General features: G+C 68.8%; 13 protein-coding genes. 5 read left to right on the forward strand and 8 right to left on the reverse strand.

The features are described 5' to 3' along the window. Positions 1-107: 107 nt before the first annotated feature. Both V7E00_RS06945 and V7E00_RS06950 read left to right on the forward strand, forming a co-directional pair. Positions 108-251: a hypothetical protein gene (locus V7E00_RS06945; RefSeq protein WP_333571914.1), complete on the forward strand. Its 144-nt coding sequence runs from the start codon at positions 108-110 to the stop codon at positions 249-251. A gap of 62 nt (positions 252-313) precedes the next feature. After that, entirely contained in the window at positions 314-1,957 is a 1,644-nt protein-coding gene (locus V7E00_RS06950) for an inorganic phosphate transporter (protein ID WP_443019152.1), read from the forward strand. 54 nt (positions 1,958-2,011) lie between these two features. On the opposite strand, the gene V7E00_RS06955 is transcribed toward V7E00_RS06950, so the two are convergent. Beyond that, entirely contained in the window at positions 2,012-2,185 is a 174-nt protein-coding gene (locus V7E00_RS06955) for a hypothetical protein (RefSeq protein WP_169804434.1), read from the reverse strand. Between the two features lie 129 nt (positions 2,186-2,314). Between V7E00_RS06955 and V7E00_RS06960 the strand changes: the two genes are divergently transcribed. Further along, on the forward strand, positions 2,315-3,577 hold the full coding sequence (locus V7E00_RS06960; RefSeq protein WP_333571915.1) for an MFS transporter: 1,263 nt from the start codon (positions 2,315-2,317) through the stop codon (positions 3,575-3,577). On the opposite strand, the gene V7E00_RS06965 is transcribed toward V7E00_RS06960, so the two are convergent. Genes V7E00_RS06965 through V7E00_RS06975 form a run of 3 tightly spaced genes read right to left on the reverse strand, consistent with a single transcriptional unit; the run spans position 3,574 to position 6,406 of the window. Then, positions 3,574-4,206, reverse strand: a complete 633-nt coding sequence (locus V7E00_RS06965) for a GNAT family N-acetyltransferase (RefSeq protein WP_333571916.1) — start codon at positions 4,204-4,206, stop codon at positions 3,574-3,576. The two genes, V7E00_RS06960 and V7E00_RS06965, sit on opposite strands and share 4 nt — an antisense overlap. 14 nt (positions 4,207-4,220) lie before the next feature. After that, positions 4,221-4,760, reverse strand: a complete 540-nt coding sequence (rsmD, locus tag V7E00_RS06970) for a 16S rRNA (guanine(966)-N(2))-methyltransferase RsmD (protein ID WP_333571917.1) — start codon at positions 4,758-4,760, stop codon at positions 4,221-4,223. Further along, entirely contained in the window at positions 4,760-6,406 is a 1,647-nt protein-coding gene (locus V7E00_RS06975; RefSeq protein WP_333571918.1) for a pseudouridine synthase, read from the reverse strand. Before V7E00_RS06975 ends, rsmD begins: the two co-directional genes overlap by 1 nt. 109 nt (positions 6,407-6,515) lie before the next feature. On the opposite strand from V7E00_RS06975, the gene V7E00_RS06980 reads away from it, so the two are divergent. After that, positions 6,516-6,947 carry a response regulator gene (locus tag V7E00_RS06980; protein ID WP_333571919.1) on the forward strand — a complete coding sequence of 144 codons (432 nt, stop codon included), beginning with the start codon at positions 6,516-6,518 and terminating at the stop codon, positions 6,945-6,947. Positions 6,948-6,953: 6 nt separating this feature from the next. On the opposite strand, the gene V7E00_RS06985 is transcribed toward V7E00_RS06980, so the two are convergent. Both V7E00_RS06985 and V7E00_RS06990 read right to left on the reverse strand, forming a co-directional pair. Further along, positions 6,954-7,085: a hypothetical protein gene (locus tag V7E00_RS06985; protein ID WP_333571920.1), complete on the reverse strand. Its 132-nt coding sequence runs from the start codon at positions 7,083-7,085 to the stop codon at positions 6,954-6,956. A 27-nt stretch (positions 7,086-7,112) separates the two neighbouring features. Beyond that, positions 7,113-8,306, reverse strand: a complete 1,194-nt coding sequence (locus V7E00_RS06990; protein WP_333571921.1) for an aromatic ring-hydroxylating oxygenase subunit alpha — start codon at positions 8,304-8,306, stop codon at positions 7,113-7,115. Positions 8,307-8,766: 460 nt separating this feature from the next. Between V7E00_RS06990 and V7E00_RS06995 the strand changes: the two genes are divergently transcribed. Then, entirely contained in the window at positions 8,767-10,089 is a 1,323-nt protein-coding gene (locus tag V7E00_RS06995) for an MFS transporter (RefSeq protein ID WP_333572393.1), read from the forward strand. 4 nt (positions 10,090-10,093) lie between these two features. On the opposite strand, the gene V7E00_RS07000 is transcribed toward V7E00_RS06995, so the two are convergent. Both V7E00_RS07000 and V7E00_RS07005 read right to left on the reverse strand, forming a co-directional pair. Further along, positions 10,094-10,525, reverse strand: coding sequence for a hypothetical protein (locus V7E00_RS07000; RefSeq protein ID WP_333571922.1), 432 nt, complete (start codon positions 10,523-10,525; stop codon positions 10,094-10,096). A 78-nt stretch (positions 10,526-10,603) separates the two neighbouring features. Continuing rightward, complete coding sequence (locus V7E00_RS07005; RefSeq protein WP_333571923.1) at positions 10,604-11,920, reverse strand: bifunctional folylpolyglutamate synthase/dihydrofolate synthase; 1,317 nt, start codon at positions 11,918-11,920, stop codon at positions 10,604-10,606. Positions 11,921-12,112 lie beyond the last annotated feature (192 nt).

Genomic DNA, 12,112 nt, shown 5'->3' on the forward strand with positions numbered 1-12,112 from the left:
CGGAGGGCCGCATTGCCTCCCATCCCTCGGGCGACTATGGGGTGCCGCGAGATTAACCCATGACAAGTTCCAAAGCCTCCCGCCGACTGAAGGTGCGCCTTGCAGTCGTGCTGACGCTCGCGATCATCGCGGCGGTCGTCGCATGGCGTTCGGCGCCGGTGCGCGATCCTGCATGCACATCGGGGCGACACGAGGAGCGCGATGCCAGCGGCAAGCTCGTGCGGATCACGCATACCGAATGCCTGCGCTGATCGCATGCGCCGGCACCCTTGTCATTATCCTGTCATAAGCCAACCCCAAAGGCGCTAACATCATGGCGACGCTCGCAATGGAACAGGCTTCGACCACGGCAGAGTTGCCGCGAAGTCCTCGATTCAACGAAAAAACGCACCCCCTGGCCAAGCTGCTCTTTGCAGCCATGCTGGTCGGCGGACTGGCCTTTGCGGGCTGGAGCATCCTGGTCGATACGCGCGCGGCGGGAGAACAGATGGCGCTGGGCGTCTTCGCGTTTCTCGGGCTCGCGCTGGTCATCGCGCTCGCGTTCGAGTTCGTGAACGGCTTTCATGACACTGCCAACGCTGTCGCGACGGTCATCTACACCAACTCGATGCCCGCACAGCTCGCCGTGGTGTGGTCCGGCTTCTTCAATTTCCTGGGCGTGATGCTGTCCAGCGGCGCGGTTGCCTATGCGATCATCACGCTGCTGCCGGTGGACCTCATCCTCAACGTCGGCTCCGCGGCGGGCTTCTCGATGATCTTCGCACTGCTGTTTGCGGCAGTGCTCTGGAACCTCGCCACCTGGTATGTCGGCCTGCCCAATTCCTCGAGCCATGCACTGATCGGATCGGTGCTCGGCGTGGGCCTCGCCAACCAGCTGATCCTCGGCGGCTCGCGTGGTGGCACTGCCGGCGTCGACTGGAGCCAGGCGACCAAGGTATTCTCCGCTCTGCTCTGGAGCCCGCTGCTCGGCTTTGCCGGCGCGCTGCTGCTGCTGCTGGTGATGCGCGTGCTGTTCCGCAAGCGGCCGCAGCTGTTCCAGGCCCCCGCGGGCAACACGCCGCCGCCGCGTGGTATCCGCGCGCTTCTGATCGGTACCTGCACGGCGGTCTCGTTCTTCCACGGCTCGAACGACGGCCAGAAGGGCATGGGGCTGATCATGCTCATCCTGATCGGCTGCGCGCCCACCGCCTATGCGCTGAACCGCACGCTTCCGGCGAGCGCGACCGCGGCATTCGTCCAGACGTCACATGCCGCCCATGCAGTGTTTCACGCGCGCAGCAACGGCCTGAGCATGAATCCGGTCGATGCGCGCGCGACGCTCACCGACGCGCTCCAGCACCGCAAGGCAGAGGGCCCCAAGGTCTATGCCGCGCTCGAAGCACTGTCGACCAACCTTATCGATCAGGTCTCCGGCTATGGTTCGCTGAGCAAGGTGCCGGCGAGCGCGAGCTCGAACGTGCGGAACGACATGTACCTGGTGCTCGACACCACCCGCCTCGCCACCAAGAAGCCGGAGGGCTTCGCACCGGCCGAGCGGGCCACGCTGAAGGCCTACCAGGACGATCTGGAGGGCGGCACGCGCTTCATTCCGCTCTGGGTGAAGATCGTCGTCGCGATCGCGCTGGGGCTCGGCACCATGATCGGGTGGAAGCGCATCGTCGTGACCGTCGGCGAGAAGATCGGCAAGCAGCACATGACCTATGGCATGGGCGCCGCGGCCGAAATCGTTGCCGCCGCGACGATCATGGGCGCGGATCATCTCGGCGTTCCCGTCTCGACCACCCACATCCTGTCTTCGGGCGTTGCCGGTGCATCGGTCGGCAGCGGCGCCGGGCTGCAGTTCCGAACCATCCGCAACATGGCGCTGGCCTGGCTGATGACGCTGCCCGCCGCGATGCTGCTGTCCGGCGGCCTGTATTGGCTGATGCTCAACGCGGTGCGTATCTTCGGCCTGTAAGCGGCCGCTGCAGCAATTGCGAAAGGGCGGGGCGAAGGTCCCGCCCTTTTCGTATCAGCCGCGCAGCAGATCGTGGACAGCGAGGTGCAGCCCGGCTTTGACCCCGCTTGTATCGGCGCGGAGATCGGCCTTCACATGCTCCACGGGGTTGTAGGCCGCGACCAGCACGCCTGCGAGCAGGCTGAAAAAGGCCGCATAGACCACACGCTTTATCGGCGATTCGCGCATATCCCGACTCCCTATTTCCGGTGCTGCGAGTGAGGACGGTCGATACCGTGCCGAAACTGTCGCTCTGCTGAACGCGGCTTGACCCGCGCGGCGGCTGGCCCGAGGGAGGCGGCGGGAGGAGCCGCGCACATGTCCAATGCCGCCGCGCCTGCGTCGCACCGCCGCATCCTGTTTGCGAGCCTGGTGGGGACGTCGGTCGAATTCTACGACTTCTACATCTATGCGACCGCGACGGCGCTGGTCTTCGGGCCGCTGTTCTTCCCGGCGCAGGAACCATGGCTGCAGCAGGTGGCGGCCTATGCGAGCTTCAGCGTTGCCTTCTTCGCGCGGCCGCTCGGCGGGCTGGTGTTTGGCCATTTCGGGGACCGGCTGGGGCGCAAGTCGACGCTGGTCGCCTCCCTGATGCTGATGGGGCTTTCCACCGTGCTGATCGGCTGTCTGCCCGGCCATGCGATGATCGGCTGGGTCGCGCCCTTGCTGCTCTGCCTGTTGCGCTTCGGCCAAGGACTGGGCCTGGGGGGCGAGTGGGGCGGGGCGAGCCTGCTGGCGGTGGAATATGCGCCCAAGGGCTGGGCTTATCGCTATGGCAGCTTCCCGCCGCTCGGCGCACCCGTGGGGTTCATCGCGGCGAACGGCCTGTTCCTGCTGCTCGGTGCCTTCCTAACCGACGACGCCTTCCGCGAGTGGGGCTGGCGCCTGCCGTTCCTGGCGAGCGCGGCGCTGGTCGGCCTGGGCCTCTGGGTGCGGCTGCGCATCGCCGAGACGCCCGCCTTCGTCGAGGCTGCCGAACATGCCCCGCCGCCGCAGGTGCCGCTGGGCGTGCTGGTGCGCGAGCACCTCGGCGCGACGCTGGCCGGAACGCTGGGCACGGTCGCCTGCTTCGCGCTGTTCTATGTCGCGACGCTGTTCGCGATCGGCTTCGGCACCAAGACGCTCGGCTACCCGCGGGCGGCGTTTCTGGGCGCCGAACTCGCGGCGATCCTGTTCATGGCGCTGGGCATCGGGGTGGCCGGCTGGCTGGCCGACAAGCGCGGCGCGACGCTGGTCCTCGCACTCGGCTGCATCGGCATGGTGCCGCTCGGCCTCGCCATGCCGGCACTGCTGGTGCCGGGATCGCTGGCGGCCGTGTTCCTGTGGCTTGGCGCCGGTCTGTTCGTGATGGGCTTCGTCTATGGGCCGCTCGGGGGATGGCTTCCCAGCCTGTTCCCGGCGCAGGTGCGCTACACGGGCGTTTCGGTGACCTTCAACCTGGGCGGCATCCTCGGCGGCGGGCTCACCCCGCTGATCGCGGAGACGCTGGTCCAGCGCGGCGGCATCGGGATGGTCGGCTGGTACCTCGCCGGTGCCGCCGGGCTGAGCCTGATCGGGCTGTCGCTCACCCGCCGGCGCTAGACCGGCGGGAGCGCGGCGGTCGCATAGGGCGAGAGCACCCGCCAGCCGAGGTGCTGGTAAAGGCATCGTCCTTCTTCGGTTGCCACGAGCAGTTCTGGGGCGTCGTCGCGCGTACGCATCGCGCGCAGTGCTGCCATCACGCCTGCGCCCAATCCTCGCCGCTGATGTGCCGGCGCGGTGACAATCCGATCGAAGACGAACGCTTCGCTGGTCTCCGCTGCGTAGCCCGAGGCGGCCAGGGTGCCGCCCGGGCCGAGGATGGCGACACGGCAGACCGGCCCCGCTACCGACGTCTCGCACCGATAGCCCGCCGGAAGCGATCGCGCCGTGGGCCAGCTTCCGGCCTGCATGAAGAAGGCGGGCGCGTGGATCTGCCAGCCATCGGGAAGCAGTCGGCGCAGCGCCTCGTCTTCCCCGCACAATTTGATCAGCCGCCCCGGCCGATCGACTTCGCGGGCCAGCGCGGAGAGCTCCGGATGCGGCGCGGCGAAGACCCAGCGACAATATTCGCTGTCGGAGCGGGTATCGACTCGGTAGCCTCCGCGATCCGCCATCGGTGCCGGGAGGCCGCGGGCGAGCGACCTGCCCGCCAACCAGGCATGGAGCAGGGCAGGCGGGACACCCTCCATGCCCTGCTCCGGGATCATTCCGGGCGGAGCAGGGTCAGCTTCGCCTTGCCGTAGACGCGATCGGCATCGACCACGAAGCCGGCGAGCTCGACATCCTCGGTTTTCCCCGTCTCGATGCTGATCCAGGTCCCCGGGCCGGTCCAGCCGAGCCGGGCCAGCTTGTCCAGCGCGACGATGCCGGCGCCGGTGCCATAGGGTGGGTCCATCAGGATCAGGTCGAGCGGCGCGCGGGCGGGGCCCAGCGCCATCACCGAACCGGGCCGCACATCCGTGCCCTTGGCCCCGAGCTTGGCGATGTTGGCCTTGAGCGCATCCAGCGCGGCACGATCCTGCTCGACGAACAGGCACGAGGCGGCGCCGCGTGACAGCGCTTCCAGCCCGAGCGCGCCCGAGCCGGCGAAGAAGTCACCGACGGCCAATTCCTCGAAGCTGCCGAGCCGCGAGGCCAGCATGGAAAACAGCGCCTCACGGGTGCGGTCGGCGGTCGGCCGGGTGGTGTCACCCTTCGGGGCGGCCAGCGGACGGCCGCGCCATTCTCCAGCGATGATCCGCATCAGCCGCGCCCCCGCGGCGGACGGCCGGGACCGCCGGGACGCTGCGGACGATCACCGCCGCCACGAGGCCGTGGAGTACGGGGACGGTCCGACGTGGTGTTGCCGCCAGGTCTTCCCGTCCGCGGCCCGCGCGGCCGCTCGCTTTCCTCTCCGCCGAACCGCGGGGGACGGGGCGCGCGGCTACGTTCGGGCGAGTCGCCGCCCGGACGCGCTGCCCGTGGACCGCGTGGCCGCTCGATCTCGTCTCCGCCAAACCGGGAGGGCCGCTGTGTGCGACCCCGGTCGGGCGACTCGGCTCCAGGGCGTGCTGTCCGCGGACCGCGCGGCCGCTCGGTATCGTCTCCGCCAAACCGGGAGGGCCGCTGCGTGCGACCCCGGTCGGGCGACTCGGCTCCAGGGCGCGCCGTGCGCGGACCGCGTGGACGATCGCCGTCCGCCCCGCCGAACCGCGACGGCCCGCCGGTACGCGTGCGCTCGCCGCTTTCGCCGCCGCGCGACCAGGTCCGGTCGCTGTCCCGCGCCGTGCGGGGGCGTTCGGCGCCCTGTTCGCCGCGCGCGTCGCGACGGCCCCGCGGGCGATCGACCAGCTCGCCGGCACGCGGCTCGCGGGTATCGCGGAAGGACTTGGCGCGGGCGGCACGCGCGGGCTTGCCGACTCCGCCCTCGGTGCCTTCGCGCACGCCGAGCCGCCCGCCGGTGCGCGGCCGTTCCTCGCCGTCCTTCGGCTTGGCCTTGGGCGTGGCGCGGGCAGTGAACACCGGGCCCTTCGCCACGGGTGCCGGCTTGGGCAGGCGGCGGCGGCCTTCGGGCTCCACCTTCGCCGGCTTCTCCACCGGCTCCACCACGCGCTGGCGTGTCGCGAACTGCAGGTTCGACGCCGCCTTGCCGCCGCCGGCCTTGCCGAGCACCGTGCGGAAGGTGATCAGGTCGGCCTGGCGGATCTCGTCGACGTCGCCGGCCGGCAGGTCGTTCAGGTAGAAGGGGCCGTAGCGGGTGCGGATCAGGCGGCTGACCTGAAGGCCCAGATACTCCAGCACGCGGCGGACTTCGCGGTTCTTGCCCTCGGTCAGCGTCATCTCGATCCAGAGATTGGCGCCGGTGCGTCGTTCGATATTGGCGTTGATCGGCCCGTAGCGAACGCCCTCGATCTCGATGCCGAGCATCAGGTCCTCGAGCTGTTCCTGGCTCACCTGGCCATAGGCGCGGGCGCGGTAGGTGCGCTCGACGCCGCTCGCCGGCAATTCCATCTCGCGCTTCAGCTCGCCATCAGTGGTGAGCAGCAGCAGCCCTTCGGTATTGAGGTCGAGTCGCCCGACCGGCATCACCCGCGGCAGGCCTTCCGGCATGCGATCATAGATGGTGGGGCGGCCGGTGAAGTCCCGCTCGGCCGTCAGCAGGCCCGCCGCCTTGTGATAGCGGAACAGCCGCGCCGGCGTTGCTGCCGCCACGGGGTCGCCGTCGACGGTGACGCCGTGAAGCGAGGTGAGGATGGTTGCAGGTGTATCGAGCGTGACGCCGTTCAGGGCGACGCGCCCCTCGGCGATCATCCGCTCGATCTCGCGCCGCGAGGCGATGCCGGCACGGGCGAGGAGCTTGGCGATACGCTGCGGCGTACCGGCGGTTTTCATAGGCTTGGAGTCAGACACCGCAGCGCTATAGCGATAATGGCGGGACAGGCAAAAATTTATACGGTGCCAGTTCGTGACTCGCGCGTTACGGGCTTTGCCAAGCGATTGATTCGGGGGCCCAAACGGGATGTTGTTCGGTAAGAAGAAGCGGCGGATCGAACATCTACTCGTCGTGGAGGACGAGCCGCTGGTGGCATTCGATACCGAACACTTCCTGCGCGAGTCGGGCTTCACGATCGTGGCGACGGTCGATTCGGTGGCGGACGCTACCCGGATCGTGGATGGCGAAGAGCCCCTCGACCTCGTGCTGGCCGACATCAACCTCGCCGACGGCAGCGGGGTGGAAGTTGCGCGCACCGCCTTTGGCCGCGGGGTGCCGGTGCTGTTCGTCACCGGCGCTTGCCCGGCAGACGCGCGTGCGCTAGCGGCAGGATGCCTCTCCAAGCCCTATGCGCAGCGTGATCTTCTGCTCGCGATCGACGCCATCGAAGCCGTGCTGGAAGGCGGCAAGGTGCCTCGGCGCCTGCCCGGCAGCTTCAACCTGTTCCTCGGCGACTGACGCCGATCAGCGGACGAAGAGCGAGACGACCACGCCGGCCCAGGCGAACACCGAGGCGAATACCGCCAGATGCGCGACCGTTTCCAACGGCGAAGCCTGCTTGGGGGCAACGGCGGCGCGGGTGCGGGTACGGGACATGGCGAACTCCTTTGTACGACGCCGGTGTTATAGCACCTCTTCCTGAACAGAAGCCTGACCGAAGGGGCGAGTCGCACCGATTGCAGACGCATCGTCGCACGAAACCCACGCATCGACTGCATCGTGGAAAACGCGGACCCCCTGTTCGAGATTGCCGAGCGTGACGCGATCGATTGCTCCGGCCTCCAGCCCCTGCTGGGCGAGCGCACAGGCGCGGAAATCCTCCGACGCGAAGACGCCGCCGTCGAGCAGCTCCCAGCTGCGCTCCCAATGATCGCGCGCCTTCTCGGTAGCGGGGGCTTCGGGGATCAGCATGAAATCCTCGACCAGCACCTCGTCGACTGCCTGCGGCATCAGCACCATCAGGTTGATATAGTCGGGGCTCACCGCCAGCACCGCGCCAGGGAACATCTGGTAGGTATAGGTGATCGCGCCGCGCAGGGTGGGCCAGTCGTGCGACTCGAGCGCGGCGATGCTGGCGGCGCGGCCGACGGCGGAGCGCTGATGGGGGCCGATGCGGTCGGCGGCGGAGATGCCGTCCTGAAAGAAGGGCGCGATGCTGCCGGCATGGAGGCGCTGGATGTGATAGCTTTCGAGGAAGGCATCCATGACCAGCTTCCAGTTGGCAGGCACGCGGTGGGTACGTCTGCGGAAGCAATGCTGGCCGGCTAGATCGAACGCTGCGAAGTCCTGCGCCAGCGTGTTTGCATGGGTGAAGTCGGCGGCCTCGTGGAAGGCGAACCAGATCAGGCCGCCGGCCTCGTGGGCGGGCAGGCGGCGGAGTGCGAAGTCGGCCTTGTCGAGGCCCGGGAACGCCTCGGCGCGCGGCAGTCCTGCGAGGCGGCCGTCAAGCGCGTAGCTCCAGGCGTGGTAGGGGCACACGAGCCGGGGGACGCTTGTCGCCGCGCAACCCTCGACGAGTCGCGTGCCGCGATGCCGGCAGACGTTGAGGAAGACATGCACCTGGCCCTGCTTGTCGCGGGTAATCAGTAGCGGCTTGCCAAAGCCGTCATGCGGCACCGCCATGCCGGGTTCCGGCAGCAGCGCCGATGGAGCCAGCACCAGCGGCGCCCGGTCGAAGATCCGCGCCCGCTCGGCGGCGAAGCGTTCGGGACTGGTGTAGACGCCCGCATCGACATGGCTGATCGGGCCTGCACCCGTATCGCCGCCCTGCGCCAGCATCCCCGCCAGCGCGCGCTGGCCGTGCGTCGGTGCGTTCATGGCTATCCTCTCCCGAATTTTCGGCTAGTTTCGCGCCTCCATGCCGAACCAACAAGCCCCCATCGCCGCGAACGATCGCGCCAGCATCTTCCATGTCCTCGCCCAGCTGGCCCTGGCGGGCAGCCTCGCGCTGCTGGCGGTTCCCTGGATCCGTGTCGGCGGCACGGCGGTTCCCGGCTTCGGGTTCGCTACGGGCTGGACCAACGGTTCGGCGACGCTCGCCCCGTCGATGACGTTCCTTCTGGGCCTGCTCGCGCTTGCCGCGACGCTGGTGCTGAGTATCGCCTGGCGCAGGCGGGGCGGGGCAAGCCTGATCGTCGCGGGCAGCCTGGTCGGTGCCGCCCTGCTGGCCCTCGCCGTGCTGTTCACGCTCTTTTCGCCGCCCAAGTCGCTTGCCGGGGCCACGGTGTCGCTCGCATCGGGCAGCGGCGTGGCGCTTGCGGCGCTCTTCGCAGCATTCCTGCTAGCGCGCGCCGCCGCGCCCGCGGACTGGCGGGCGGAACTCCCGGACGGCGTGCGACCCTATTTCGCAAAGGGCCCGCTCGCGTCATTCGCGCTCGGCGTGTCCTCCGGCTTCCCCTTCGCGATGATCGGGGCGACGCTCACCACGCGACTGGCCCAGACCGGCATCGACAAGTCGACCGTCACCGCCTTCACGCTCGCGATCCTCGTCTACAACTTCAAGTTCCTCTGGGCGTGGATCGTCGACAGCGTGCCGATCCCGTTGCTCGGGCGGCTGGGTCAGCGCGTCTCCTGGCTGATCGTGGCGGGCGTGCTGGTGGTCGCGGCGACGGTGAACCTCGCACTGGTCGTCCCCGATCCGGGGAACATCTGGCCGACCGTGACCGCCGCAGTGCTGATGGGTGCGGCTGGGGCAACCTATGACATCGTGATCGACGGGTATCGCATCGAAGTGCTGCAGCCGCACGAGCTCGGCTATGGCTCGGGCATGTCGCAATATGGCTGGCGGATCGGCTCGGTGGCGGCCGGGGCCATCGCGCTGGTGGTGGCCGGGCAGGCCGGTTGGACGGCGGGCTATGCCGCCTGCGCCGTTTTCGCGCTGCCCGCGATCCTCACCGGCCTGATCGTTGGTGAACCCGAACGTCACCGCGCCCCCGCCGAACGCCGCAGCATCGCCACCGTGGCGGCGGGGATCTGGAGGCCGTTCGTCCAGTTCTTCGCCCGCGAAGGCGCGCTGATCGTGCTGCTGTTCATCCTGGTTCACAAGATCGGCGACACCCTGGCGAACCTCACCTTCCGCCTGCTGTTCAACGACCTTGGGTTCTCGAACGACGAGATTGCCTTCTACGACGTCTCGCTTGGCTTCCTGGCCTATATGCTCGGCATCTTTCTGGGCGGCGTGCTTTACGCGCGAATGGGGATGAAGCGATCGGTGATGCTCAGCCTGGTGCTGATGGCGGTCTCCAACCTCAGCTTCGCGGCGCTGGCTGCGGCGGGGCACTCCAACATTGGCATGGCAGGCTCGATCGGTTTCGAGAACATCGCCAGCGGCATCGGCGGCGTGGTGGTGATCGCCTATTTCTCCGCGCTGACGGACTTGCGTTTCACCGCCGCCCAATATGCATTGATCTCGGCGGGCGCGAGCATCGTCGGCCGGTTCATCACCGGCACGACAGCGGGCAGCCTGATCGAAGCGATGGGCTATGTGAACTTCTACCTGTTCACCACCGTCATCGCGCTGCCCGGCGTGGCGCTCTACTGGTGGATGATGCGCAGCGGCCTCGTCGACCGCTCGATCGGCAGCGCCGGGCAGGACCGCTAGGGGCTCACGGCTCCAGCGGCAGCGCGAGATCGGCGAAGCTCTGGGCCAGCGCGTGGGCGGTCGGCAGCAGGCCGGTCGCGTCGCGGACGCCAATCAGGTCGGCGAGGAGCAGGGCGGCGGCTTCCGGGTTTGTGCGGACCTTGCCGAGCGCGCCGACCAGCGCGGCTTCGGACGCGGTCATGCGCGGGCAGCACCAGGGGGCGATCTGCACCGGGCCGGTCGCCATGCCCGACATCTCGTGCATCAGCGTTCGCAGCAGCATCAGCGGGCGGCGGAAGGCCTTGCCGAATGCAACCAGGAAGGCGTGCGCGGTGCTCGCGTCGTGCAGCCCATTGGCGCCGGTCTGGCGAACGCCGAACAGCAGCAGCCGCACGCCCGGATCCTCGGGCTGAAGTTGGGGCAGGGCAGTGACGAGGGTCTGGACGGACGGCTGCATGCGATTCTCCCGATGGGCGTCGGGGAGATCATCGCATTCTGTTATTAATAGTCAATCGCAATAAGCCACGATGTGCGCTCAGTCGGGCAGTTCGCCATTGGCTTCGAGCACGACCCCTGCGAGATAGAGCGAGCCCAGGATGAGGACTGCGCCCGGTGCGGCAGCGCCGAGCCCGTCGGCGATGGCACGGAGTGCGGCCGGCACGTCCGCGGCCGTCTTGACCACCGGCACGCCGAGCCGCTGCACGCGGGTGGCGAGTTCGGCAGGTGCATGATGGGCATGGCCCGGGATCGGCACCGCGGTCACGCTCGCCAGCCGGGAGGCGAGGGGCGCGAGCAGCCCTTCCGGATCCTTGTTGGCGAGCATGCCGAGCACGAGGTGGCAGGGCCGCTCGTGCGCAACTTCGGCGACGGTGCCGGCGATCGCAGCGCCGGCGGCGGCGTTGTGGCCGCCGTCGAGCCAGACCGGCGTTCCATTGGGCAGCAGCGCGGTGAGCGGACCATCCCCGAGGCGCTGCATCCGTGCCGGCCACCGCGCACCGATCGCTGCGCCGGCAAACGCGGTGTCGGGGATGGTCAGCGCGTCCTGATGCCGCAGCATCGCGATCGCGAGGGCGAGGTTGCCCGGCTGATGCGGCCCGGACAGTGCTGGCAGCGGAGTCTCCAGCATCCCCTTCGCGTCGCGATAGGTGAGGCGGTCGCCCTCCAGCGAATAGTCCCAGGCGGTGCCTTGTGCGAGTACCGGCACCCCGGCCGCGGCAACCACCTCCGCGATCTCGGGCTCATAGCGCATCGTCACCAAGGGCACGCCGGGCTTGGCGATGCCGGCCTTTTCGCGGGCGATCTGCGGCAGCGTGTCGCCGAGGAATGCCTGATGGTCGATGCCGAGCTGGGCGATGCCGGTGGCGATCGGCGCGGAAACCACGTTCGTGGCATCCAGCCTCCCGCCCAGGCCGACCTCGATCACGCAGGCATTGGCGGGCGTGCGGGCGAAAGCCAGGAAGGCGGCGGCGGTGGTGACTTCGAAGAAGCTGGCGCCGATGTCGCCGCCCGCGTCGAGCACTTCGGCCAGAAGCGGCGCGAGCGCGGCATCGTCGATCAGCGTGCCGGCAAGGCGGATGCGCTCGTTGAAGCGAACCAGATGGGGGCTGGAATAGACATGGACGCGCAAGCCTGCTGCCTCCAGCGCTGCGCGCAGGAAGGCACAGGTCGACCCCTTGCCGTTGGTGCCGGCGACATGCAGCACTGGCGGCAGGCGGAGATGCGGATTGCCGACGCGCTCCAGCAGCCGGGTGATCCGATCGAGGCCGAGAATATCTGCGCCGGGGGAGAGCAGGGTCAGCCGGTCGAGCTGGGCCTGCACGGCGGCATCGGTGGAGCGAGCGAAGTCGGGCATGGCGCTTTTGAGTCAAGCCCCTCCTCCTTGGAGGAGGGGTTGGGGTGGAGGGATTCCAGAACGATCGTTGGTCTCGGTGAGACACGGCCCCACCCCAACCCGCATCAGGGGATCAGCGCCCCGCGCTGTTCAGGTGCTGCCCGGGGGGGGCAGCACAGACCTGATGCGCCTGAAGGGGAGGGGCCAGAGCAC

This window comes from Sphingomonas sp., assembly GCF_036731925.1.
GTDB lineage: Bacteria > Pseudomonadota > Alphaproteobacteria > Sphingomonadales > Sphingomonadaceae > Sphingomonas.